We start from the raw sequence: 26238 nt of genomic DNA on the forward strand, positions 1-26238 counted from the left end.
TATGGCGTCAACTTAATTATTTGGCCTTGATACTTCATCTAACAAATACAAAATAGATTGATAAGGGATCCCACTATGATGGGATAAGCCGATTTCACAAGTCCGGCTATTACTAAAACCACGTTGGCAGCTGGCGGGTACTTGTTGTTTCAGCGATTGTACGGCAGCTTGGTTGAGCTCTGGCGTGGTAAAGCCCTTGTCACCAGCAAAACCGCAGCATTGAATATGCTCAGGAACAATCACGTCTGATACGCAAGCTTGCGCGACCGCTAACATGGTCTTCTCAAGCGCCATTTTACGTGAGCTACAGGTGATGTGCAGCATGACTGTTTCTTGTTTTGGAGTAATGCTTAAATGCTCTAAAACATACTGACTGATAAAGCCTGCCGGTTCAAAAATCTGCATTGGCTGGGCAAAGTGATCCATACTGCGTTTGGCACATGGGCTGGTATCGATGAGTACTGGATAGCGGCCCTGTTCACTGGCTTGCCACAATGCTTGCTCTAACTGCTGCGCTTTTTGTGTGGCAATATCAAACATCCCTTTGCTGTCATAAGGCATACCACAGCATTGAGAAGAGACATCGTTTGGAATAATCGCCTCAAAGCCGGCTTTGTTGAGCAGGGATAAAGTCACTTCGGTCAGTGGCCGTGGGTCAAGGGCGTTTTTGCCTTGCGCCATCGTCCGGCTGGCGCAAGAGGGCAGGTAGACGACTTTTTTCTCGCGTCGTGGCAAATTCGCTGCTTGTTTTGCCAGTGGATAGCGATTAGCGCGAGGCAGCTCTGCCATCCATAAGGGGGTTTTGCCTTGGCTGAATTTGCGTAAGCTTTGGCTCAGTTGACTGACTCGCGCTTCTCCGCAGACGTTAGTTGCCAGTTGATTGACTTTAAGACCCGTTGTCACCAGTGCGGTAGTGGTGGCGAAATGATCGGCTGTCCAGCGCGCAATCGGAGTAAATTTGGCGTATTTTGCTTGGCGTAATTGTTTAATTAAATCGCCGGTGTTGATACCCACTGGACAGCGCTCGGCGCATAAACCAGTGGCGGCGCAAGTATCAATACCTTGATATTGGAATACACGATTCATTTCATCGCTAGCAATCTCTTCTCCCGCTCGCTGACGACGTTGTAATTCACGATACAGCACAATTCGCTGGCGAGGAGATAAGGTCAAGGTACGTGATGGACAAACGGGTTCACAGAAACCACATTCAATGCAGCGATCAACCAAAGGATCGGCGGCGGGCATAGGCTTAAGGTGTTGTAGATGTGCTTGAGGATCGGCGTTGATGATGACGCCAGGATTGAGCAGTCCTTGTGGATCAAACAGACTTTTGATGCGCTGCATAAGAGCGTAGCCTTCTTTGCCCCATTCTAGCTCGACATAAGGAGCCATGTTACGCCCCGTACCATGTTCCGCTTTTAACGAACCTTGATACTTGACCGCGACCAATTCCGCAACCGCATCCATAAATGCACCATAGCGGTCTATTTCAGCTTGCTGTTCAAAGCCTTGTGTGAAGACAAAGTGCAAGTTGCCTTCTAAGGCGTGACCAAAAATGATCGCTTCATGATAGCGATACTGATCGAATAGGGTTTGCAGTTCACGGACCCCAGCGGCGAGTTTTTCAACTGGAAAGGCGACGTCTTCGATGATCACCGTTGTGCCGACCTCGCGGACGGCGCCGACAGCTGGAAACATACCTTTACGAATGCCCCATAAGGTGGCAACAGTTTGGCTGTCACGAGTAAACGGCACCGATTGAATGATCTGATAATCGCTGAGGCTGTCCATAATGGCTTGGCACTGACTATCGAGTTCGACTTGTTGACTGGCGTGCGATTCCACCAACAGAGCGCAGGCTTCGATATCGAGTTCGGCAATAAAGTCTGGCATGCCAGGTTTATCAGCAACAGAACGGAGCGCGCGACCATCCATGAGTTCCACCGCAGCAACTGGCGTACTGGACAAGGTGGTTACCGCTTGGCAGGCTTGTTCAATAGTGGCAAAAACCAAGAGCGCTGAGGCTTTGTAGCGATGTTCAACTACGGTGTTATAGGTAATATCAGCGATAAAGCCGAGTGTGCCTTCTGAGCCGATTAACAGATGTTCGATGATCTCGATCGGATCGTGATAGTCAATGAGCGCATTAAGTGCATAACCGGTGGTATTTTTTAAGCGATATTTGTGACGAATTTGTTCAGTGAGCTGAGTATTGGCGCGAGTGTGCGCGGCTAACGTCTCAATGCCCGCGAGCAAGTCTGCTTTGCGGCGTTTGAAGTCAGCAATACTTTGCTCATCTCGGGTATCAAGCACGACGCCGTCAGCAAAAACGATGGTCATGCTATCTACGGTGCGATAAGAGTTGTGCGCGGTACCGCAACACATGCCACTCGCATTATTAGCGGCGATACCGCCAATTTTACAAGTATTGATTGAAGCGGGATCAGGACCAATTTTACGTTGGTAAGGGGCAAGGTATTTATTGGCGTCTGCGCCGATAACCCCCGGTTGTAGCCGAATTTTATGGCCGTCATCAAGAATTTGATGCTCACGCCAATCATCAGTTAAGGTGATCAAGACAGAATCAGACACCGCCTGACCAGATAAGCTGGTGCCAGCGGCGCGAAAAGTAAAATGAATGCCCAGTTCAGCGCAACACTGAATCGTAAATATCACTTCATCAAGAGACTGTAAACGTAAGACGATTTTAGGCACTAAGCGATAAAAACTGGCGTCAGTGCCATAGGCCAAACGCTGCGCTGGCTGAGTGATGATGCGCTCACTAGCAACGCGGGTTGCCAGTTGAGTGATCAGCTGCTGATAGTGTGAGGGTAACTCACTCATGTTGAACTCCTGTTATCACCACGGATTAACGATTCACCAAAGAATCACGGGAGAGATCTTGCACCCGTTTAGCACCGGTTAAGGTCATTGCCACGCGCATCTCTTTATCAAATAAATCCAGTAAATGTTCAACACCGGCTTGACCTTGCGCCGCTAATGCATAGACAAAAGCTCGACCCAGTAAGGTGCAATCTGCGCCTAAGGCAAGCATTCTGACCACATCCAATCCGCTACGAATGCCAGAATCGACAAGAATTTTTAACTCGCCTTTTACTGCATCAGCAATCTTAGGTAATGCCTGTGCGGTGGACAGTACGCCATCTAACTGACGTCCACCGTGGTTAGAGACTACAATGCCATCAGCGCCGAAGCGTACCGCATCTTTGGCATCTTCGACGTCTAAAATGCCTTTGATCACCATCGGGCCATCCCAGAAATCACGGATCCATTCGAGATCTTGCCAACTGATTGACGGGTCGAAATTATTCCCCAGCCAGCCAATATAATCTTCGAGTTTAGTCGGCGTCCCGCGATAGGTCGAAATATTGCCCAGATCGTGCGGTTTACCCAATAAGCCCACATCCCATGCCCAGCGAGGATGTGTCATCGCTTGCAGAATGCGTCGGCTTGCGGCATTGGGACCGCTCATTCCAGAATGCATATCACGATAGCGCGCACCGGGCACGGGCATATCGACCGTAAACACTAAAGTCGTCACGCCAGCCGCCTTAGCGCGCTCTAATACGTTTTTCATAAAGCCGCGATCTTTCAATACATAAAGCTGAAACCACATTGGACGAGTCAGGCTGGCGGTGACTTCTTCAATCGGACACACCGACACCGTCGATAGGGTAAAGGGAATGCCTTTATTGGCGGCAGCATGCGCGGCTTGCACTTCACCACGTCGAGCGTACATGCCGGTTAAGCCCACCGGAGCTAAGGCGATAGGCATGGCCAGCGATTCGCCAAACAATTCGGTCTCAAGGCTTAATTCAGACATGTCATTGAGCACTCGTTGGCGTAGGGCGATATCGGCTAAATCGGTAGTATTGCGACGTAGGGTGTCTTCGCGATACGATCCGCCATCAATATAGTGAAACAGAAAAGGCGGTAACTTCGCTTGAGCGGCTGCGCGAAAATCAGTTGAGGCAGAGATGATCATGGTTTGTATCCTTATAACAACGGGATCATGGATAACCTAATGAGTAAGTCGCGGTAGCGAGGGGTGTCTGTTCGCTACCGCGGTAAATATTAACAGCAGGATCGTTTGCTCATGAGTGTTCGGCTAGCATCAACACATCACTAACATTAAATCCATAAACAACCACCATGCCGATAATGGCGGTGGCAATCAGATAATACGCCGTCGGGATGATGGTTTTGCGTAAAGTCGCTCCTTCACGCCCCAGTAAACCGACTGTTGCTGAGGCAGCGACGACGTTATGAATCGCCACCATATTACCAGCCGCCGCGCCCACGGCTTGCAGGGCAACCACCACGACCGTAGAGATATTCAGTGTCTGCGCCACTTCAAATTGAAACTGGCTAAACATCATGTTAGACACCGTATTCGAGCCAGCAATGAAAGCACCTAAAGCACCCACGGTGGCACTGAGAGCAGGAAAGGCTTGCCCAACCAGACCTGCGGCAAAATTGGCGGTAGTCACAGGCATGCTGGCCAGATCTGCGCCATTAATACCGGAGTTGATAAAAATTCGTACCATAGGAATAGTAAAGACCAACACAAAACCAGCACCCACTAATGTTTTACTGGATTCGCCAACGGCTTTTAATAGCGGAGTAGGATTACGAGACTGTAGTAACACGGCCAAGATAGCGACAAAGACTAAGATGCCACCGGGCAGATAGAGCGGGTCAATCGATGTGCTGACTCCCGTTTCGCCAAGAATGTTATTAAAGCCCAGTTGTACACTCAGTAACATGGCTTTAAATTCACTGCTGACCCGGCTAGCAACCAGAATGACCGCTAACAACACATAAGGAGTCCACGCGAGAGCCAGCCCCATTGGTTTGGCTTTCATTTCATCAAGGTTCATTTTTAATGAGCCAAGCCATTCACTCGGCCACTCTGTTTCTGGTGGAAAATCCCATGTGGTTTTCGGTACTAAAAAGCCCTTTTTCGCGGCGGTAACCACAACGGCTAAACTGACTAATCCACCCATTAGGGCAGGAAACTCAGCGCCTAACAACACGCCAGTGAGCGCATAAGGCAGAGTGAAAGCCAAACCGGCAAACAGCGCAAAAGGTAAGATATCTAACCCTTCGGTCCAACTGCGGTTTTTACCGAAAAATCGCGTCAGCATCATCGCCATCAGTACTGGCATCAAGATACCAACAACTGCATGAGTGAGTGCAACACCGGTGGTGATTTGTTGTAAGTAGGCGTCCCAGCTGGAACCATTAGCCACTAAAGTTTCGCTAATATTATGGGTGTCTAGTCCACGGTTAACACCAACAATGATCGGCGTTCCCACCGCTCCGAATGATACTGGCGTTGATTGAATCATCATGCCCATTAACACCGCGGCTAAAGCAGGAAAACCAATCGCAACCAGTAAAGGTGCCGCAATGGCGGCTGGTGTACCAAAACCAGAAGCACCTTCGATGAAAGAACCAAAGCACCAAGCAATGATGATCGCTTGTATGCGACGATCGGGTGAAATGTCGGTGAAACCATTACGGATGGTAGTAATCGCTCCGGTATGTTTCAGTGTATTGAGTAGTAATATCGCGCCAAAGACGATCCATAATACGGAAACGGTAATGCTGAGCCCTTGCAAGGTTGAAGCAAGGACGCGAGTTATCGACATATCCCAAAAGATCAAAGCGATAGCAACCGTTAAAGCAAATGCCACCGGCATGGCTTTTTTGGCTGGCCAATTTAATCCGACCAGCAATACGGCTGCGACAACAATGGGTGAAAACGCAATCAGCGCCAGTAGGGTGTCACTCATGAAAGACTTCCTCGTCCTTGAACTCTCCATTCATAATGATGACTTAATACGTGCAGTAGGGTACGAGTTAAGTGGTGAGTTCGGTTGTTTAATTTTTATAGTTGTGATGCTTTTGTTAATAGCGGGTGAATTTACTCCTTTATTTTTTGAGGATATAGGGAAATAATGAAAATAATTAGTTCCTAAAATGGTGTAATCGAGTGCGCGCAGATGATCTGATTTTGTTCTCTCAAGTGATTGAGCTAGGAAGCTTTAGCAAAGCCGCAGAACAAAATAATCTTACTAATTCAGTAGTTAGCAAAAGAATCGCTCGTTTAGAACAAGAGCTAGCGGTACAGCTACTCTATCGTACAACCCGTAAGTTGACCTTAACTGAAGCGGGGAAAGCGTTATTAATCAGTGCCAGAAATGTGAAGCAAGCCACGCAAGAAGCCATCGATGCCTTATCAGGTTTTGGTGAAAATGTCAGCGGACATATCAGAATGTCTGTGCCGACTATCTCTGGAGATTTGCTGCTTGCTGATGCGGTTGCCGAATTTTGTAATCGCTATCCAGGGTTAACGGTGGATATGTCGTTAGATAATCGGTTTGTTGATTTGATAGAAGATGGTTTTGATTTGGTGATCCGTACGGGTTATTTAGATGACTCAAGTTTGATCGCCCGGCATATTTTGGATTCGCAATGGGTGGTGTGCACATCGCCCGCGTACCTTGCTCGGCATGGTCAACCAATAACGCCTGAGCAGCTTGTTACGCATAATTGTTTGCAATACGCTTATCAAACTACGGGTGCCAGTGATTGGGAGTTTAAAAGCCCAGCAGGAAACCGAATCGTTGAAGTTTCAGGCAGCTTTTCTACCGATAATGCTACGGCGCTACGCAAAGCCGCTTTGGGCGGGCACGGGATTGCTTATGTACCGCGCTGTTTGGTCTACCATGATTTTAAAGATGGGACATTGATCGACCTGTTTCCAGACCAAGTGGGTAAAAAGTTGGGTATTTATGCGGTGTATCCTTTTACTCGTCAGCCACCGAATAAAGTTCGTTTATTGATTGAGCATATTCGTCAGCGTTATTTAGCGATTGCCCATTATTTTTAACCCTTAACAGCCATCAACGATCAATGGACGAGTTTTGATCACTTGCTTTTAGTTGAGTCTCGCTCCTGCAGTCATTTGCCCTTGTTGATGTTTTAATTGAGTGAAGTAGCGATGAGCTTTTTCAACATTGGCATATTCTAACTGCCATGATGCTGCTCTTTGTGCATGACAAAATGCATTCATGTGTTCGAGTAAATCGTGACTATTTCTGTCTAATACGCTGGCAACGGATCTGACTAATGGATTGTTTTCAATGGATAAAAATTGCAGTAGCGCATAACTTTGGTTGAGTACCTGATAAGCGTTTTTCTGCTGTCCCATGGTATTAAGAATTTCAGATTGATATACCGCACAGTCTCGTAGGCCGCTGATTAAGCATACCAATTGGCAAGGTTTGGTTTGTGCGTGCTGCGCAGCGTGATGCAGATGTTGTGGAAGGTATGCCAAAACTTGCTCGAAAAGATAATGGGCCTCGGGCCAATGTCCTTGATTAACCAATTTTTCTGCTTTTTGATAGTAGCTCCAACATAAATTGAGATCCATCGTGACTCCGATATTGCTTAGGTAGTGAAGTTCTATTTAAAGATAATTTCACGGCAAATGCAACTGGTTATCATTTGCATTTTTCATGCTTGGGTTGTTGTTTATTTGTTCACTTAACCATGAATTAGTAGTAAGTCACTAAAAAGATTGTGCTTTTATTCTACACTTAGGCTAAAACTAAAAGCAGTAACACTCACAATAACAATCATAAGAACTAGGAGGGAGTATGGCGATTCAAAAATTGAATCTTGAGCAGCTCTACCACGTTGCAACTTTAGAGCATTTGCCATGTAAATCGACCAAAGAATTGGCTCCCATTGATGAAATTGTTGGCCAAGAACGCGCGCAAAAAGCGGTTGAATTTGCGATGTCGATAAAAGAAAAGGGCTATAACATCTATGCGATTGGACGCAATGGGTTAGGTAAGCGTACCATGATCTTGCGTTATTTACATCGCCATCAGCCAGAGAATAACGCGCTATTTGATTGGTGTTATGTGGCTAATTTCGATGATATTCGTACGCCGCGAGTGTTGAAGTTGCCCGCTGGAGTGGGGCAAACTTTCCGTCAAGATATTGAAAAACTAATGACCAAATTGGTCAATGCGATTCCGTTAGCGTTTGATAATGAACTCTACTTTAGCCGAGCTGACCGCTTAAAAAACCAACTCGCCCAAAAGCAGGAACAAGAATTAGCAGCCATCACTTTACGCGCTAAAGAGCGCGACATTAGCCTAACGATCACCAACCAAGGTGAGTATCAGTTTGTCGCCATGAATGGCGAAGAAATGCATACCGAAGAAACCTTTGATGCCCTGAGCAAAAAAGAGCAAGAGCATTTTTCACAGACCATCGATGAACTGGAAGTCAGTCTACGTAATATGGTTCGTCAGTTGACCGAATGGGAAGAGACTTACAGCGAAAAAATTAAAAAGCTCAATGATGACGTGACGCTGGACGTGATCAGTCATTTTATTAAACAGCTTAAGCTTGATTATTCTAAATACCCAGAAATCAAAACCTACTTAACTGAATTACAAAAAGATATCGTCGAAAATGTGGAGATCTTTTTGGACGAAACGGGAGAGCAAGGGGAGCTCGCTACCGCGGCGTTGGATAAAAAATTACCGCGTCGCTATAAAGTTAACGTGCTGGTGTGTCGCGCTTCGCAAGAATTTCCGGTAGTGGTCGAAGAAAACCCTAACTATCATTCCTTGTTTGGTTATATTGAAACTGCTACTTATAAAGGAACGGTATTTACCGATTTTTCACTGATCCGCGCTGGTAGTTTACATAAAGCCAACGGCGGCGTGCTACTGATGGATGCGGTGAAGGTACTGGAGCAGCCCTATGTGTGGGATGGTTTAAAACGTGCTCTGCGTTCACGTCAGCTCAGTTTCACCTCGCTAGAAAAAGAGGTCACCTTAACCGGAACCGTCTCGCTGGATCCTGAGCCGATACCTCTGGACGTTAAAATCATTTTATTTGGTGATTACCGAACCTATGAATTGCTGACGCATTATGATCCGGAGTTCAGTGAGCTGTTTCGTGTGACGGCCGATTTCGAAGATGAGATGAAGCGCACGCCAGAAAGTGAATTGCATTATGCTCGTTTTATTTCCAGCATAGTGCATGATAACAATATGTTGCATTGCGATCGTAAAGCGATTGCGCGCATTATTGAACACAGTTCGCGGATGACCAGCGATCAAAATAAGCTCTCTTTGCATTCCGCCCATATTGCTAATTTATTGCGTGAATCTAATTATGTTGCTCGGCAAGCGAACTCTAATATGATCCGACAAAATCATGTAGAAGAGGCACTCAATAACCAACAAATGCGAGTAAACCGTTTGCAAGAAGGGGTGATGGAAACCTTCCTCAATGGCACCACATTATTGCACACGGAAGGTTCCGCCATTGGTCAAGTGAATGCTTTATCCGTATTAGCGACCAGCGATCACGCCTTTGGTGCGCCGAACCGAATTACCGCCACTACCTCGTTTGGCGATGGCGATATTATTGATATTGAACGTAGCGTTGATTTAGGGGGCAGTATCCACTCGAAAGGCGTGATGATCCTTTCTGCTTACTTAAAATCCGTGTTTGGCCGCACCGCGCGTGTACCACTCACGACCACTATTACTTTTGAGCAATCGTACGGTGGTGTTGATGGGGATAGCGCAAGTATGGCCGAGTTCTGCGCTATTGTATCGGCGTTTTCTAGACAGCCTAACCGGCAAGATATTGCGATTACCGGCTCGATGAACCAGTTTGGTGAAGCGCAACCGATTGGTGGGGTGAATGAAAAAATTGAGGGTTTCTTTGATGTTTGTTCGATCAAAGGTCGTCATCCACAACAAGGGGTTATTATACCGCGCTCGAATCAACATCATTTGATGTTACGAGCGGATATTCTCAAAGCGGTGGAAAAAGGCGAATTTCATATTTGGGTGATTGACCATGTGACAGAGGCGATTGAACTCTTTACTGGTAAACCTGCTGGTATCGCGACAGAAGATGGCAGTTACCCAGTTGATACGATTTTCGGCTTGGCTCAGGCTAAACTCAACGCACTACGTAAATAAACTGAGCTTTGGATTACCACTTCGCTTTCTTACTGGCTCCTTCGGGAGCCATTATCGTTCTCTGAAATGCTCTGATACGGCTGAACGGCGGCTAGGTCCAGGTTCGGTAGAAATGGTGTGCTCGTAGCCTGCTCGAATAAAGCGCTGATGAGGTAGCGGAGGTTCAACTCGACGTAGCTGTGGTGAATCGGTGGTTCCTGACAGTTGATAAAGGGTTTCGCCAGTGCCTGTTCTGATCGCAATTGTCTTGCCATCAAATTCAAATTGTGTGGCAATTAAACGATGATCACGAAACACACCTTGTTCATTAAAGGTGAGCACTTCGGTTAAGTGGCTCGGCGCGCCAATTTCAATCCAAGAACCATGAACGTTCTTTGGATTAATATAATCGCGATAACTCACGATAATTAACAGCGCAAATCCGACGGCCAAGAGACTTAATATTAGCCAAAAGAGGACTTTAAACAGAAACGATTGACTATCAGGGCGGTATTTTCGGCTAGGTTTTTTTCTAATAACCACGTCATTCTCTCAAAGTATTTAGGATTTATTACGTAAAGCCTCTAGGTAAGCTGAGTATAGCATATTGTCATTAAAGCTAAGCTAATGATATCTTGAGTATCTGTTAAGTGATGAGTGGAAAATGCCACTCAAACTATTTTATCTCAGAAAAGGAATATCATGATTAAGGAAAATAGCTACTTTGATGGCAATGTGAAATCTTTAGGTTTTCAGCAGCAGGGCGAATCAATGACCGTCGGTGTGATGGCTCCCGGAGAGTATACCTTTGCGACGGATGCTCCGGAAAAAATGACCGTTATCAAAGGGTCATTAACCATTAAACGGACGAGCGATCAACAATGGTTAACGTTTCATAGCGGAGAGAGTTTTGCAGTTGATGGTCATTCATCGTTTGATCTTCAAGTGTCGCAAGCGACCGCTTATTTGTGTGAATTTTTATAGCGACTTATTCATCGTTCACAATAGGAACGACATTTCCTGCTGACCAAAAAAAGCCACACTGAATCAGTGTGGCAAAAACAAAAATATTAGGCAGTGGCTTTATTTTTGTTTAACAACCGACCTTATGGTCGAATAGACAGTAAACTTATTCTTCCTTTCCACTTACAGCGGCAGCCATCTTTGTTTGCTCATCGAGCTTGTTGATGAGGGCTGATCACCACTCTAAGTCGTTTGGGTATAGAGCTATCAGGCAATTAGTAGGTGGCAAATAAGCCCGCATTATAATCCGCAATCGCTTGCTCAATCTCTTGGTGGGTATTCATCACAAATGGACCGTAATGAACGACGGGCTCATTGATCGGTTCTCCCGCTAAAATCAATACGCCACTGGCCTCTGACGCTGATAATTGCAGGTTAGAGTTACGCGATAGTACCGCGAGTTCGCCTTGTTTTAAGCTCTTCCCTGCCACATCCACCGCGCCTTGATAAGCATAGAGTAATACATTGTAGTGCTCTGGGATGACTAGAGTGAGTTCACTGAACGATTGAGCGCGCCAGTCGGCAACGATGGTCGCGACGCCAGTTTGAGTTAGTGGGCCTTGCAGCGTTCGCTCGTCGATAGCCAGTTCTCCGGCAATGATTCTTAGCTTACTCACTGAGTCTGTTGAGTATTCAGTTATCGTCTCAGGTTGAAAATCATGATACTGGGCGGGAGCCATCTTGTGTTTCGCAGGTTGATTTATCCAAATTTGGAAACCGTGTAATTGCCCTTGCTCCATGATTGGCATTTCACTGTGGATGACTCCTCGCCCCGCGGCCATCCATTGTGCGCCACCGCTACGTAATTCGCCGACGTTACCCATTTGATCGCGATGTTGAAAGTGTCCTTGCAACATGTAAGTTAAGGTTTCGATGCCTCGGTGAGGATGAGGAGGAAATCCGCCAATGTAATCGGCGCTGTGGTCTGATTTCAGCTCATCGACCATCAGGAAAGGGGAAAACCTGTCATGGTTAAAACCAGCGATACGACGGATTTTGACTCCATCTCCATCCGAGGTTGCTCGAGCGGGAATTATCTGTTCAATGACGCGTAAGGGGTTCATGATCGTGCTCCATCATTAGAGGATGATCATAGCTTACCGATTACATCACAAAAAGGGAGCACAGAGAGTTGAGGATGTCATTCAAAAATTTTGAATATTGATATTGTTATATTTTCCGACACATTTTCTAAATGTAGGGCCGTTTTTATGATCTATGGTGTATGCCCATCACTAAATAATCTGCCTGAATGTGAGGTTGATTCTCGGTTGGCAAGCTTGACGAGTTTTAGGAATAGTATGTTGCCAACAGTGTTGTGTGTCTCCCGCCATCACTAATAATGAGCCATGGCTAAGCTCAAAGGTTAATTTTTCTTTACTTTGAATATGGCGCAGCGCAAAACGCCGAGTCGCTCCTAGTGATAATGAAGCAATGACAGGCTGATGACCTAATTCGGGTTCATTGTCTTGGTGCCAGCCCATCGAATCTTGACCATGGCGATAGAGATTCGCTAATACTGAATTGAATGGTTGATCTGCAACACGCTCACATTGTGCTTTCAGGGGCAATAAGGCTGGTGCCCATGGCTGTGGTGCTAAGCTTAAGCCGGAATAGCGATAAGCTTTTTCACCATACCAAGCGTGAAGCCGAGGCTGCATGATTGGTTTACCAAACATCATGATAGCTTGTTGCTGCCAATTCAGTTCCAATGACAGACGTTGATAAGCGTTATCGGCTTGTTCAAGGGATAAAAAATTTGGAATCCACAGTAATTGTCCATCCTGAATGGTTAGCCATGAGGGAGAGAGTGTGGACTCTTGAATAGAAAACAGAGTTGGCGTCATTATCATTCTCGTCAATCTTTTTGTCGTCAGAGTTAGCTTATGTTTGACAGGCGAAAAAACGATTATCGGCGGTCCAATTTTTTGCATTTTGCGCATTAATTGCAAAATGCAAAATCACTATGAGATTGGTTGTAATGAAACGGATGTTTTTTCGCCATGTTAACCCTAAATTACTGGATTTTTCGATTTTAAAAAGTTGGCACGTAATATGCTTTATAATATATGACCCTTTTAAGCCGAGGGTCACCTAGCCAACTGACGTTGTTAGTGAACCTTCTTGTTCACACAAAATATAGCCAATCGCGCCTTTTTTGCGGTTGGCTTTTTTTTACGTTGTTTTTCTTGTCAACGATCAACGCTCCCAGCTTTATTGGCACATTTATCATAGCAACTAGGCACTCGTGGGCATACAGCACCACGTGAGCAGATTAATCTTGCTTGATTATCAATCCCACGCTCAATCCAATTAATATTGAGAATTTTTGCAATCGTCAGCAAATCTTTTTTAATGTGTCTGGGGATGATGGTAGAACCTCCTTGTTGAACACAAGAAGCTTTGAGCTCTTCGGCTATCGAGCGGGCATCGCCTCCTTGAGCATCGATCGCAGGATTCAGATCAATCCCAGCACACAGAACTCGATTATTCCCCGCAGCATCAGACATATTCATTGATTCGCAGCAGTAAATACGCGGTTCATCACCGACATTTAAAATTGAAATCTGCGCGGAGCTACCGGGTAACGGTTCAGATAAACGACGAAATACGGCCCAGTGTTGGCAAGGATCATCAACTTTACGCATATTACCCCAAGGCAGGGGAATGCCATTACCGCGATACACCGCTTTAAGTTTTCCTTCGCCATAGGCATCAAAATAGTGCCAATAAGGGTAGGGAGAAACGACGGTCATACGGCGCATGGCAACCGAAGGAGATACTCCCGCTTTTTGATGTACGGAGATTTCATAACCATTACGATCCAACAGCTGGCGAAAGGGAACCTTAGGGCAAAGTAGAGCACCAGCAAAAAAGCTCGATTCAAAATCACGCCATGCTTGTAAAATATCTTGTGAGTTAAGCTCGGAAGTTTGCTGAAGATCGCTCTGTTCTTCCCAGCCATGAGTATGCCCAACCGAAAGCACACTTTTTAATCCCTCTTTACTGTGCAGAACGTTATGGCCGATATACACCGCTAAATCGTATTTCAGGCGTGTCGGGTATTGTTTTAAAATCTCATTAAGATAAATATTTCCCGGGGGTTCAAAAAAAGAAGTGACTAACTGTTTGGCGCTGATCCCCAATTCATCGACGACATCATGTGGCGTACGTGTCACCCAACGTATGGTCAATCCTAGACTTTTAGCGATATCGATTAAATCTTCTACCGCTAAATTAAGACGTTTTAGTCCGACTTCTTCTGCTGCTCGTTCTAAATCGGGAAAATGATTTTGTAAACTTTCTTGATGGGCGCGGATCAGTAAATGTGCAAATTGGCGTCCCGTTATCCCAGTTTGTGACAGCATCTCGGGAATCGCAATTTGTAAAATATCATTAGAAAATAGAAAGCTAGGTTCCAGTGCCATACCGCTTATTCCCCCGCGGTTACCTTTATTCGGGGTAATGTCGGCTTGTTCGGGCTCGTCATCTAAAAACCAACGTGGATCTTTTTGAAAAACTTCTGCAATCACTTCCAGCATTTCCACGCTAGGCACTCGCTTACCTCGTTCAATCATCGAAAGGTAAGAGACCGAAGGAGCGTATTCTGGATTAACCCGTATACAGCGCGCAGATAAGTCTTCCATAGTTAAGTGATTGCGTTTGCGCAAGTTTCTTACCTTGGTGCCTAAAAAATGTGACTGTCTAACTAAGCTTTTTGATATGGCCATTTTGTAAAATTCACATTGTAAAATTTTTGTTGTGAAATTGTAGTAAAAAATCCGCTAGTCTACAAACTAAGCCAGTCACAGAATTGAATGAAAATTAAACATCAGTTTGAAGTAATGGCTCTAGGACACAATAAATAGTTATCCACGAGGGAACGACAATGAATATGCTGACATTCGATAAGACCAACATTCAATCAACTCAACACCCGTTTATCGCTGAAGCTGTTTTCGCTGTGGAGACAACGAGTGCAAATCAACAGCGTGAAAGACAAGTCAAAGCTAAGCAGCTGCTTGACCGTTTATTTCCGCTAGAAAGTGGTTCACATCAAGAAGTCACCAGTTACGTGATCGATTATCACCATGTATTAGCGTATTTTAAAGATGGTCGTCACAGCGGTTTAAAGCATCCAAAACAGTTTGTCGCCTTCACAGGAAGTAAAGATCAACCTTGTTCAATCTTATTTCGAGAGGGGGATGGTAGTAGTCATGTAGAGCTGTTATTAGGTTGTTTACGCGGGACTGGTTGCGTGGAATTGGTTGAGATAGAAGATATTCAGTTGGAAACCTGCACGACGTTTAGTCAACAAATCAATGATCGCACGGCCAATACGGCGATCCGTCATTGGATAAGCCTCATTAAAGGTAATGCGCACGGTAAAGCACAAGCTTGCAGTGAAGATAAAGAATATACAGCCAAAAGTGGTGAAGATTACTGCCTTAGCTACGCTTTTCAGCTATAAGTTTGACTATTGACATTCAGCATTAGGTTGAGCGGCTTATTTTAAGTCGCTGACCGTTTGGATAGAAATCGAATATTTAGATGGCGATCATAGGGCCATCTAAATATTCGGTTGCGGTTTTAGAGCGGCATTACTCGGTTGCGACCAAGATTTTTTGCTTGATAGAGCATTTTATCGGCTCGATCAACTAAGCTATCCGCGGCTTCCAAGCTTTGATATTCGGCAACCCCAAAAGACGCGGTAATGTTGCCAATTTGCTGCCCAGAACGGCGATCGCGTACTAACAGTTTTTCAATTGAACGACGCACAGACTCAGCAAACTGACGCGCACTACGCAAGGTCATGTTAGGCAGTAGAATAACAAATTCTTCGCCTCCAAAACGGTAGGCCGTCATCGCTTCGCGACAATTACTTTGAATACGCTTGGCAATCGCTCTTAATACTGAGTCGCCAAATAGGTGACCAAAATCATCGTTATAACTTTTGAAATGGTCAATATCCAATAAAATGATGCTCAGTGCTTGCTGAGCGTGAAGCATGGCAAGCAGATCGTTGTTGAAAGCGCGTCGATTATATAACCCACAGAGTGGATCAAAGAGGGCATCTTTCTGTACTTCTGCTAACTGGCTTCTTAGTTTAGAGATCTCATCGCAAGCGGTTTTCAGTTGGTTGTTTAAAAAGCGTGTTGAATGACGGATATCTCTCGATTCGTTCACTAATTGTCGAATAATGCTCATCACCTCTTCTAAAGAGAGGTCTTCTTTTTCTACCCGTTCTAAATCGTAAAAACTTTTATCAATAATGGCTTCAAAAGCTCGAGTGTCAGTCATGGTATCCGACATTGAACTGGCGACTTCGCTGGCCAAAATTTCCATATTGGCGCGTAATTCACTGACTGTCGTTTCTGTTTTAGAGGCGATAAAATTTTTATAGAGCGCTTCACCAGAGCTGGGTGGGCACAAGCCAAAATGCTCCAAAACGGAATCCATCTCTTGATTTAACTGCGGTATCGCGTGATCGACATAAGTATACCAAAGTGCGTAATTAGCAGGCGTAGCGGCAACATGATGCTTCATCATCAGGGGGACCGCTTTTTTCAGGTTGGCAGTGGATTTTTTAAAAACGTCATCAGGCATCGGTTTACCCGCACTAGAGCTAATCAATTCTGTGGGCTAAGCGTAGCGGATTTTCGCTGATTTTGCTGCAAAAAGCCGCGGATCTTGCCGTTATCGTGTATTACATCGAGAGTGATGATGAGCGTTGTGATTCAAGTTTTTTCGCTCCTCTGAGCATCGCCTCGATAAGTTCAGTGGCGTTAAACTTTTCTAATGCCTCATGGGCCCCCACTTGACGAGCGCGATCAACGCATATTTCACTAGACAGTGAGGTGTGTAAAATACAATAAGCATGGCTTAAGCGAGAATCATTTTGTACCTCAAAAGCCAACTCGTAACCATCAAGACCGGGCATTTCAATATCACTGACTAAAAGGTCAATCGCATTATGTTCATCGGCTAAGTGGCGCATTAACTCGATGGCTTCTAAACCATTTTTACAAATTTGGTAAGGAATGTTGATCCTATCCAGCGCGTCGGCCAGTTGTTTACGGGCAATTGATGAGTCATCGACCAATAAAATATTCAGTGGTTTTAGACGCTCACGTTCAATATCGGTCAGCATCGGCACTTTGGTGGATTCGTATTGCGGATAGATTTTTGAGAGCAGCAGTTCGACATCCAGAAGTTGGACAATACGATCTTGATAACGAGTGATCCCTGTTACAAAAACATTATTGCCTGCAGTCACCGGCGCTGACTCAATGGATCGCCAATTACATTCGATGATTTTTTCAATTCCGCGCACCATAAAGGCAACCACGGTACGCAGGCAGTCAGTGACAATCAAATAACACTGTTTATATTCTTGAGGTGTAATCGGCCTAAACCCAATAGCTGCGGCCATATCAATCACTGGTACCGTTAGATTACGTATCGTCACCGTTCCCACCACATGATGATGAGAATACGGGATTTGCGTCATCGGTAAATAAGGGACAATTTCCCTTACTTTTAACGTTCCAATAGCAAACAGCTGTTGCTGTGAGTTGAGGGTAAACATCAACATCCCTTGCGACTGATTTGCTTTACTGACGGTTTTGGCCATAACACACTACTCAAAAATAAACACACTACACCCTCTATAGTAACTGAAAATTGCCGCTTCGTAACGCTATTGAGCTATTTTTAGCAGTTAAAGCTTCTTGACGAGCGATGAATATCGAAAAGATGCATTAGGTTACGGCTTTGGTTAAAATAAGCAGCTTTGTTATTAGATCGAGTATTTCCCTATGGCGAAAACAGCCGCTGCATTGCACATTTTAGTCAAGCACAAAGAGCAAGCTGATGAATTACTACAGCAATTAAAAAAAGGCGCTAAATTTCAAACCTTAGCCAAAAAGCATTCACTTTGCCCATCGGGTAAGCGTGGTGGTGATTTAGGCGAGTTTCGCCAAGGACAAATGGTTCCTGCCTTTGATAAAGCGTGCTTTCAAGGTGAAATTTTGACGCCGCAATTAGTGAAAACCAAGTTTGGTTGGCATGTAATAAAAGTACTTTACCGTACCTAGTGTTGTAGTGAACCATTCTTTTCTACTGAAGCTACCGCGCTGCGGTCGCTTCTTTCGAGCCAAGTATATTGTTTCCATACTCATGATGACTGACTCAATCAACATCGCCGAATGCTCTTACGGTTAGCTTGCTTTTTGCGTGGCACGCCTAGTTTGCATTAGATGATTGTGTTGCTTGAGTATTTATTGTGACAAAGTTTACAGATTTTCATCTTTTCAACTAAAAAAATTCACAAATTGATTTCCATCAAAATAGTGTGGTTTTTATATGCTACTGTGCGCGCCAACAAAAAGAATAATTAGCCCAAGAAAAGGAAAGTAGCATGAAAAAAACAGTCTGTGGATTAGCAGTCCTTACCATTTTAGCTTCAACTTCAGTGCTTGCTCATCAGCAAGGAGATATTTTGGTGCGTGCGGGTATTGCTAGTGTCGTACCCAATGATAGCAGTGATAAAATTCTTGGTTCACAAAGTGAACTGTCGGTGAACAGTAATACTCAGCTGGGCTTAACGCTAGGCTATATGTTGACGGATAATTTCAGTATTGAGTTATTAGCCGCAACGCCTTTCTCGCATAAGATCTCGACCGATCTTGGCGGTTTAGGGGATATCGGTAAAACTAAGCATTTACCACCGACGGTGATGGTCCAGTACTATTTTGGCGAAGCGGGCAGCACGTGGCGCCCTTATGTTGGCGCAGGCCTTAACTACACCAATTTCTTTGATGAAAAGTTTAATGATACTGGAAAAACAGCCGGGCTTAGTGATTTAAAACTGGATGATTCTTGGGGTCTAGCGGCCAATGTTGGTGTCGATTATATGTTGGATGATAACTGGTTCTTTAACGCATCAGTTTGGTACGCCAATATTGAAACCACAGCAAAATATAATCATGCAACTTTAGGTGCCCAATCCACTGACGTGAAAATTAATCCTTGGGTATTTATGATCTCTGGCGGTTATAAGTTCTAACGGATTGGCCTGATAACGCTCAGCAATAATAAAGGCAGGAAATCCTGCCTTTATTGTTTTCTATATTACCGCTTTGCGCTTTGGTTAATTAGTGCAGTACGGCTTCTGGAATCGCACCATTCAATTGGTTATTAAACAGAAAATCAATAGTTTGTTTTTGCATTTCACCATGGTTAAGTGTATCAGACTCATCATCATTCTGTGGGCCAATAAAAGTTGAATGCTTAGCTGTGCCATTATACTGAATAAAGACGCTGCTTTGCCCATTCACGGTTGGTGTCGAGCGGTTGATCGTCGTTAATCCAAGTAAGCTCGCCACTGGCTCTGTGCCAGCAAATGGCAGTATGCCTGCTTCCTTGGTGACATTCGGCACTGTATTATCATTGTGAACTTGAGTCAGCAATAACGGCGTTTTGATACCTGAGGCTACATTTGCCATTGGATCTATGCTGTCGAGCACCGATTGAGCGGCAAAGCTAAACTGAGCAAACAGTGCGTTCAATTGCGCTTTTTGTTCATCGCTGGCAAAAGATTCAAACAGACCGTAGCACTCAGCGTCCGTTTGCCCACTATGACAAAATCCCTTTACAAATTCTTGATACTGAGCAGAAGTAAGCGCTAAGTTATGTTTGATTTGTGGTGCAAAGGCGTTTGAACCAAATAGGAGTGGTGCGATACGGCCTCCAGAGTTATGGATTGCTGCGGCGCTAAAGTGATAGAGAGCATTCGCTTGAGGATTACCTAAATCCTGTTCACTTGCTGCCAGTGCGGACAGCCCGACAATACCACCTAATGAGTGACCGAGCAGTTTAAATTCACTATTTCCACTCAGTGTTGCCAAAGGTGAACCTGAGAAATTTGCTTTAGGCATGCTTAGCGCAGCGCGCAGCGCTAGCACATCCAAAATACTTTGACGCACATTATCACGGGCCACGGGTAAGTTAGCTAAGTTTAAATAGGCCAGCACATTGGTATTGGCTGAGCGCTGCTCATTTAAACTGCGCTCTCCGTGCAGTGGCATATCAATCGCAATCACCGCTAAACCCGCTTGAGCAAGGCGAAACGCAAACGCGTAAGCATTTTCTTTGGCTGAGGTAATGCCGTGCTGATAAATCACCACGTCCTTAACCGTACCCGTTTGGGGAGTAAAAAGTAAAAATGGCACGGTTTGCAGTGATTTAATGCTTGGCAGCGGTGAATAGCGGGTGATCAAACGCTCGCTGTCTAATCGGCTGCCATCGGTTTTCGTTAGCTCAAGACCGACTAATTTCATCTGCTGTTCTTGACTGGTTGCAAGCTCGGTAAGATCAATGCCAGCGCCCATCAATTGCGCGGCAATATGAGCTTGCTCGATAGGGTCTTTTAACGCTGCTGATATTTTCGCTAGGCTTGGGGAAGCGGCGCTAAACGCTTGTGTATTCCAATTTGCGCCAGTTTCAAGATAGTAAGGCAGAGTCACGGTGCCGTGGGTGACGTTAACCTTTGCTTCCGATGCGTTATAAGCGCCAATGAGAGTATTTCTTTGTTCGTTGTCAGCAATAAATTTAATAAAATGAGCATCATTTTTCAGTGCGGTCTCAAAGCTTTGAGTAGTTTGGAAACTCATTTGATAAGCAGCATTTGGATGTTCAAATGTTTGCTGCCAAACCGCTAATGGGTCTCCTTTCCCCACGCCGTAGGCCGTTGCGGCAGCTACAGCGCTTAAGGTATCGCCCACCGATTGGGTGCTAAACCAAGTGCTGTATACGATCTGTTCTGCATCAACACCGGTTGCGCTAAATAGGGCTTCCGTACCATGAGTGATTTTCTGCAATTGTGCCAATTGCCCTTGACTATAGATCCGCTGCTTGGATTTAAGAGTAGCATAGCTACTTGAGGTGCCGATTGGCTCGCCTTGTGCGTCTTTAACTTCACTGGTGATGGCTAAAATATAGTTGCTCGCTGGGTTTAATGGCTTAGTGGGGTAAATGGCGATCTTACTGGTCGCGGCATCGCTAAAGGCGACAAAGTCAACATTAGCTTTTGGTTGTGGACTGCCAGTCATTGAATCTGTCAGTTCAACTAGATAAATACCGGTTGTGACGGGGCCAGTTTCCAAATTGCCGCCAGTAAAATCCAGATACAGTGGCATAGTGGTTGACCAACCATCGAGCTGATTCATGGCAACGCGTGGATTACTGGGCGAGTTGTCACCATCCGTGGGTAAGTTCAAGGTGCCATCTTGCGGGTTCATCAACGCATACGATGGCAGCGGCACAGAAGGGTTAGCGCCGCTTAACTGAAATTTAATCTGTGTTTCGCGAGTTAATGCCTTGGCAATATGTGGCTCGTAGCTAATGGTGGGTGCGCCAGAGCTTTGCATTTCATCGCCGCATCCCGCTAACCAGAGAGCAGAGCAGAATAGGGAAATTTTAAGTAGTTTTTTCATGGGTATCTTAACCTATTTAGAACTGGTAATTGAGCTGGATGGCACTGATATAGGCATTGGCTTTGGTGTTGAAATTTAAGCTCTGGCCTGCGGCGTTGGTTTCGGTGAAGTTACCTTCCTTGCTTCTTACTAATGCAAAGCCCGCATCAAGGGTAACGGCATCATTCAAGGTGTAAGTAAAACCTGCTGAATACCAGTAGCGGTCACTATCTGGAATGCTCAAGGTGGCTTTACCCGCTTGTTCATCAAATGCTAAGCCAGCGCGCAGTGTCCAATCATGGTTAAGGCGATAGGTGGTGCCAAGGGACCAGCGTCCGTTGTCTTTATAGTCTTCTGGTTTTTGGAAGCAGACACCGTCTTTACACTCAGCTGAAGTGGCTTTGAGCTCTTTAAATGAACGCCATCCGGTGCGTTGATAGCCATAGTGAATCGCCCATTGATCATTGAGTTGATGAAAGGCGGATATTTCCCAAATTTCTGGTAGATCAAGCTTTAAGCGGCCGACGACTTCGGGCTTGCTCGCTGCGCCAGAGTTATAGCTGGAAAAGGTGCCATCATCAAAATCGAGTTTGACTTGTGAGCGGTAAGAAAATCCAAAGCGGTGATTTTCATTCACTGAGTAAAGTGCGCCAATATTCCAGCCATAACCTAGGGTATCGCCTTCCATAGAGATCAGCTTATCACTCGGCTGACCACCTAAGGTCGGAGCTAAGCCACCTTGGTGACGATTGAGCTCAGCATGAGCATAAACAAGATTAACCCCTGCGCCCAAACTAAGATGTTGATTGACTTTATACGCTAGGCTCGGGTTGAGGTTAACGGAAATTAACGCGGTGTCGCCTGCCATATCGCCGGCGTAAATATCGCTTGGGTAATCCGTTGCCACACCATAGGTAGTGAAAAGACCGATTCCCCAGCTCCACTGTTCATTGATTGGGCTTAAATAATAAGCCGCTGGAACCACTTGGAGAGGAGCAATATCCGACATTTTTTGCTGATTACTCAGATCATAAACATCGACATCGGGATCGATAATGCTCAATGCACCAGAAAATTGCGCGCGCTCAAAACGAGTCATTGCCGCGGGGTTGCGAGCTAATACACTGGCGTTATCTGCCACGGCGCCTTCACCAGAAAAGGCTCGTCCAAGGCCAGAGGCTGAGTGTTCAGCGACTTGAAAGCCAGCGCTATGTACAGAGCTGCTTACCATAACGGCAAGTGCAACCAGAGTTCGGGGAAAGGTGTTCATTCTCGTGTTCCTAAATATGCAACTGTCGTGGACGATTGAATGTATCCCCTTGCGACTTAAAGCTGCTGTGATATTGGCTGTACTTGTTCACCCCAATGGCACAGGTTGTCTATGCGCATTGGGATAAGCTCACTTGCCATTTACCAGTAACGCTAAGTTGTTTGGAGATAGCCACTATTGCTTTTATTGGCATGATAGATTCCTACCGCGTTCATGCGGCGTTTTGAAATCGTATCGCTACCTGTGATCGATAATTTTTATACTACGGGCATGTAATGTATAAAAACATAAGTTATTATGTTAATAATTTGTATTATTAATGTCAAATTATTGGTTTGTTACATTTGAGGCACGGATTATAAAAGTACATTTCGTCAATGTCTTATAGAAATTTTGTGGTAGTACCAGTAGGGGATTGAGCATTAGGCTAAGATTTTGTTTGAAATGACCAGAAAAAAGCAGTTTAAGCTGCTGTTTATTGGAGATTAAACAGCAGCTTGGTGGGTTTTAAAAATAGGGCTATTGGCCGACAAAGGCGACGACGACGCGATTATTGTCTAACGTACGTGAAAAGACATAAGCATTGTCTTGTGGGATCAGTTGATGAACTCCTGCTCCAATTGCAGGGTTATTTTGGCGAAATTGGCCTAAGGTTTGCCAGTGTTGCAGCAAGGCTGCGCGATCATTATCCCATTGCCAGTTCATTGAAGAGCGAGTCCCTTGATGAAAATCATCCGCATAAGGGCCGACTTCGCGAGCCACTTCATCACCATAGTAAACTTGGATGGCTCCTGGTGTTAATAACAAGGCATTGGCCGCATTACGTTGCATCTCGAGTGATTTAAAACGGCCAAAGAATAGTTCCGTGTCATGAGATGACATGTAACTGACCGGATTAAAATCAGCATGTTTGGCGAGCGTTTGCGAATAGGCTTGGTACACATCCTCCATAGTGCTTAAGCAAGCAGCGCCGCGATCCATTCTTTTTTGTAAATCAAAGTTGATCAGCGCATCGAAACCATCATCAAAATAAGGGCTACGATAAGCACTGTGTGCCCAAACTTCACCCATCATCCAGAACGGTTCACCTTGTTTTCCATGTTTGGTGCGCCATTCATCAAGGCGTTGGCTAGCGGTGGATTTCAGGCGTTGCCATACTTCTCCTTCGACATGTTTAACGGTATCAATTCGATAGCCATCAATACCAAAACGTTTTACCCAATCGGTTTGCCACTCGATGAGATAATCAGTGACGGTAAAATTGTCGCGCGCTTGGACTCGTGTTCCCGGATTATTGAGTAGCCATTGAGGTGGTTTGACATAAGTGTCTGCTTCAGTGAGAAAATCAGGTAAACCCGCTAACGTTAAGGTTAAATCGCTTGAGCCCGGCGCTGGATAACCCGGCAGCCCGGCACGTACCCAATCTTTACCCCACCATTGCTGCCAATTTGAGTTTTGATAATCAATATATTGATGAAAACTGTGCCACGTTTCGCCAGTTTTTGGTGCCCAATCGCTCCATTTTTCAGGCAGAGTGTTAGGTTTGACAACGTCAATGCCATCGAACTGCAAATCCGCTAAAGTCGCGTAGCCAGTATGGTTGAGTACCGCATCGAGTAGGACTTTCATGCCTCGCTTATGGGCTTCTGCCACTAAGGTGGCGAGATCTTCATCCGTGCCAAAGTTTTCGTCGATTTTGGTGAAATCTCGCGTCCAATATCCGTGATAGGCATAAAAAGGAAATGAGCCACTGTCGCCTCCGCCAATAAAGCCATGCACTTGTTCGACAATAGGCGAGAGCCAAATTGCATCAGTGCCAAGGCTTTTAATGTGATCGAGCTTTTTAATTATCCCTTTGAGATCTCCGCCATGAAAGGTACCAATTTCTTGTTGGCCATCTTTTTTACGGCCATAACTGTGATCGTTACTGGGGTCGCCGTTATAAAAACGGTCAACCATAACAAAATAGATATTGGCATTACGGTAAGTGAAAGGCTGTGGCTCACTCTTTAGCGGAGCAAGCAGAATAAGTCCGCCACTGGTTGGCGAGGGGGTTAAAGAGACCTGCCCGTTGTTAACGGTGACTATTTGACCGCTCATCGCGTCTTTTAGTTCGGTGCCTTCAGTAAAACTATCGGCTAAGGTCAAGGTAACCTCTCCACCTTGATATTGCTCACAAACGACCGAGGGTAGTGGGCGTTGAAATTCGGTTTGTTTCGCTGTGGTTGGCTGACGAACAAAGGCGATGGTTTTATGTTGCTCATCAAAACTGAACGCATAATCACCAGTAAAGCGGATATTCAGTGGTAGTTCTGTTACGGCACCACAGTTAAGCTTGATGGGAGTATTAAAACGAACAGTCTGTTCACTGTCAGCGTGACAGTCGCCCTCAATACCACTGATTTTTAGCGTGTAGTTATCCTTGGTTAACGGTATGACTAACGGCGATGTCGCGCTGAGTGGGAAATCTCGACTATTGGTGGTGGTCGAAATGGTGATATTGGGTGATGCCAGTACCGCTGGTGCGGCTAGCATCATTGCGTAGGTTAGCGTATGCAGTTTCATTCTTTTTATTCCTTGAATGATGATATCTCCTGCCAATGGCAATTCACCGCTGTGCTGGTCAGAGGTAGAGAGGCGAGGGAGAGAGTAAACCGAATTTCACGCTTTACCATAAGCGGTCGTGCATGGCTTGACATCATTCTTGCTGACTACGCCCTAAAAGTTTGATGCACTTCACTGCTTGCCCTTTGGGGGCGTAGAGCCTAAGGCGCTTGTTGTTGAGTTTAAGACTCGGCATGATGTGGTTTTGCAAAGGGAGGTATGCTCTCTTTCGTTTGTACTAGAGCTGGTCGAGGAAACATACGATGAGTAAATGGCTATTATGGTTTGGTTTATTTAGCCTACCTGCTCAAGCCGTACATGAAGATTTTTTGTTACCGTTTCTCAACCCCAATCACGCTCTACCGACCTTGTCTGAATGGCAAGAAAGTCATCAGTGGTTAGAGTGCGCAGAGGAGAGTGATCAGCATCGATGGTGCAGTGATGAATTTTATTATTACTCAACATTAGTTTGGGCCAGTATCGACTTTATCAATCAAGAACCAGCCATGTTAGTCTTACATCTGACCTATTCGGCTCATGACTGGAGTCAATTGCAATTAGCGCTGCGCCGAGATGGCTTTCAAGTTGAGCGCGTCCAGATCGCTGAGGCTATTTTTTCCGTTGATGATCAACGGATCGATAAAACCATCTCTGACGTTGATCGCCAGTTAATCTTATTTCTTAACCATCATGCTCATCGTTTTCCTAAGCGGCAGCAGTGGTCGATGTCTGGACGACACGTTGAGTTGTTGACCGATGGTAAGGATATTGAAGTGCGTTGGCTGACCGTGGGATCGAAGGACTAAATTCAGCGGCCTCTTATCGGACGTGGTGT

General features: G+C 45.3%; 21 protein-coding genes. 8 read left to right on the forward strand and 13 right to left on the reverse strand.

What is annotated here, in order from left to right:
• Positions 1-12 precede the first annotated feature (12 nt).
• From AACS00_RS08890 to AACS00_RS08900, 3 genes are all read right to left on the reverse strand, one after another.
• Positions 13-2847: an FAD-binding and (Fe-S)-binding domain-containing protein gene (locus tag AACS00_RS08890; protein WP_110167152.1), complete on the reverse strand. Its 2835-nt coding sequence runs from the start codon at positions 2845-2847 to the stop codon at positions 13-15.
• 25 nt (positions 2848-2872) lie between these two features.
• Positions 2873-4009, reverse strand: coding sequence for an FMN-dependent L-lactate dehydrogenase LldD (lldD, locus tag AACS00_RS08895; protein ID WP_110167153.1), 1137 nt, complete (start codon positions 4007-4009; stop codon positions 2873-2875).
• Positions 4010-4118: 109 nt separating this feature from the next.
• Positions 4119-5822: an L-lactate permease gene (locus tag AACS00_RS08900; protein ID WP_181397528.1), complete on the reverse strand. Its 1704-nt coding sequence runs from the start codon at positions 5820-5822 to the stop codon at positions 4119-4121.
• Here AACS00_RS08900 and AACS00_RS08905 point away from each other — a divergent pair.
• Positions 5821-5988 carry a hypothetical protein gene (locus AACS00_RS08905; RefSeq protein ID WP_181397530.1) on the forward strand — a complete coding sequence of 56 codons (168 nt, stop codon included), beginning with the start codon at positions 5821-5823 and terminating at the stop codon, positions 5986-5988. The genes AACS00_RS08900 and AACS00_RS08905 overlap by 2 nt on opposite strands.
• A 34-nt stretch (positions 5989-6022) precedes the next feature.
• On the forward strand, positions 6023-6922 hold the full coding sequence (locus AACS00_RS08910) for a LysR family transcriptional regulator (RefSeq protein WP_110167155.1): 900 nt from the start codon (positions 6023-6025) through the stop codon (positions 6920-6922).
• A 48-nt stretch (positions 6923-6970) separates the two neighbouring features.
• On the opposite strand, the gene AACS00_RS08915 is transcribed toward AACS00_RS08910, so the two are convergent.
• Positions 6971-7465 carry a hypothetical protein gene (locus AACS00_RS08915; RefSeq protein ID WP_072671022.1) on the reverse strand — a complete coding sequence of 165 codons (495 nt, stop codon included), beginning with the start codon at positions 7463-7465 and terminating at the stop codon, positions 6971-6973.
• 226 nt (positions 7466-7691) lie between these two features.
• Here AACS00_RS08915 and AACS00_RS08920 point away from each other — a divergent pair, with 226 nt between their 5' ends.
• Entirely contained in the window at positions 7692-10052 is a 2361-nt protein-coding gene (locus AACS00_RS08920; protein WP_110167156.1) for a Lon protease family protein, read from the forward strand.
• 51 nt (positions 10053-10103) lie between these two features.
• Here AACS00_RS08920 and AACS00_RS08925 read toward each other — a convergent pair whose 3' ends face one another.
• Complete coding sequence (locus AACS00_RS08925) at positions 10104-10568, reverse strand: DUF2850 domain-containing protein (RefSeq protein ID WP_072671223.1); 465 nt, start codon at positions 10566-10568, stop codon at positions 10104-10106.
• Positions 10569-10733: 165 nt separating this feature from the next.
• Here AACS00_RS08925 and ppnP point away from each other — a divergent pair, with 165 nt between their 5' ends.
• On the forward strand, positions 10734-11015 hold the full coding sequence (ppnP, locus tag AACS00_RS08930; RefSeq protein ID WP_110167157.1) for a pyrimidine/purine nucleoside phosphorylase: 282 nt from the start codon (positions 10734-10736) through the stop codon (positions 11013-11015).
• A gap of 254 nt (positions 11016-11269) precedes the next feature.
• Here the strand turns inward: ppnP and AACS00_RS08935 are convergent, their stop codons facing one another.
• The 3 genes from AACS00_RS08935 to AACS00_RS08945 form a co-directional block, all read right to left on the reverse strand.
• The gene (locus AACS00_RS08935) at positions 11270-12118 is read right to left on the reverse strand and encodes a pirin family protein (RefSeq protein WP_110167158.1); all 849 of its coding nucleotides are present in this window, start codon (positions 12116-12118) and stop codon (positions 11270-11272) included.
• A gap of 171 nt (positions 12119-12289) precedes the next feature.
• Complete coding sequence (locus AACS00_RS08940; protein WP_110167280.1) at positions 12290-12901, reverse strand: alpha-ketoglutarate-dependent dioxygenase AlkB family protein; 612 nt, start codon at positions 12899-12901, stop codon at positions 12290-12292.
• 345 nt (positions 12902-13246) lie between these two features.
• Positions 13247-14785: a DUF3612 domain-containing protein gene (locus AACS00_RS08945; RefSeq protein ID WP_072671027.1), complete on the reverse strand. Its 1539-nt coding sequence runs from the start codon at positions 14783-14785 to the stop codon at positions 13247-13249.
• A 158-nt stretch (positions 14786-14943) separates the two neighbouring features.
• Here AACS00_RS08945 and AACS00_RS08950 point away from each other — a divergent pair, with 158 nt between their 5' ends.
• Complete coding sequence (locus tag AACS00_RS08950) at positions 14944-15525, forward strand: hypothetical protein (protein WP_110167159.1); 582 nt, start codon at positions 14944-14946, stop codon at positions 15523-15525.
• Positions 15526-15644: 119 nt separating this feature from the next.
• On the opposite strand, the gene AACS00_RS08955 is transcribed toward AACS00_RS08950, so the two are convergent.
• Positions 15645-16661, reverse strand: coding sequence for a GGDEF domain-containing protein (locus AACS00_RS08955; RefSeq protein WP_181397533.1), 1017 nt, complete (start codon positions 16659-16661; stop codon positions 15645-15647).
• A 100-nt stretch (positions 16662-16761) separates the two neighbouring features.
• Positions 16762-17688: a chemotaxis protein gene (locus AACS00_RS08960; RefSeq protein ID WP_072671030.1), complete on the reverse strand. Its 927-nt coding sequence runs from the start codon at positions 17686-17688 to the stop codon at positions 16762-16764.
• Between the two features lie 184 nt (positions 17689-17872).
• Between AACS00_RS08960 and ppiC the strand changes: the two genes are divergently transcribed.
• Together ppiC and ompW are read left to right on the forward strand one after the other, a co-directional pair.
• Positions 17873-18151 (forward strand): peptidylprolyl isomerase PpiC, encoded by a 279-nt coding sequence (gene ppiC, locus AACS00_RS08965; RefSeq protein ID WP_072671031.1) that lies wholly within the window; start codon positions 17873-17875, stop codon positions 18149-18151.
• A 323-nt stretch (positions 18152-18474) separates the two neighbouring features.
• A complete protein-coding gene (gene ompW, locus AACS00_RS08970) occupies positions 18475-19122 on the forward strand; it encodes an outer membrane protein OmpW (RefSeq protein ID WP_110167160.1) in 648 nt (215 codons plus the stop codon).
• An 88-nt stretch (positions 19123-19210) separates the two neighbouring features.
• Here the strand turns inward: ompW and AACS00_RS08975 are convergent, their stop codons facing one another.
• From AACS00_RS08975 to AACS00_RS08985, 3 genes are all read right to left on the reverse strand, one after another.
• The gene (locus AACS00_RS08975) at positions 19211-21550 is read right to left on the reverse strand and encodes a VolA/Pla-1 family phospholipase (RefSeq protein ID WP_110167161.1); all 2340 of its coding nucleotides are present in this window, start codon (positions 21548-21550) and stop codon (positions 19211-19213) included.
• Positions 21551-21566: 16 nt separating this feature from the next.
• Positions 21567-22799, reverse strand: coding sequence for an outer membrane protein transport protein (locus AACS00_RS08980; protein ID WP_110167162.1), 1233 nt, complete (start codon positions 22797-22799; stop codon positions 21567-21569).
• Positions 22800-23318: 519 nt separating this feature from the next.
• Positions 23319-25364 carry an alpha-amylase gene (locus tag AACS00_RS08985; protein ID WP_072671035.1) on the reverse strand — a complete coding sequence of 682 codons (2046 nt, stop codon included), beginning with the start codon at positions 25362-25364 and terminating at the stop codon, positions 23319-23321.
• Positions 25365-25666: 302 nt separating this feature from the next.
• Here AACS00_RS08985 and AACS00_RS08990 point away from each other — a divergent pair, with 302 nt between their 5' ends.
• Positions 25667-26209 carry a hypothetical protein gene (locus AACS00_RS08990; protein WP_110167163.1) on the forward strand — a complete coding sequence of 181 codons (543 nt, stop codon included), beginning with the start codon at positions 25667-25669 and terminating at the stop codon, positions 26207-26209.
• Positions 26210-26238 lie beyond the last annotated feature (29 nt).

Source organism: Vibrio sp. 11986-1-5 (assembly GCF_963878025.1).
Classification (GTDB): domain Bacteria; phylum Pseudomonadota; class Gammaproteobacteria; order Enterobacterales; family Vibrionaceae; genus Vibrio; species Vibrio injensis.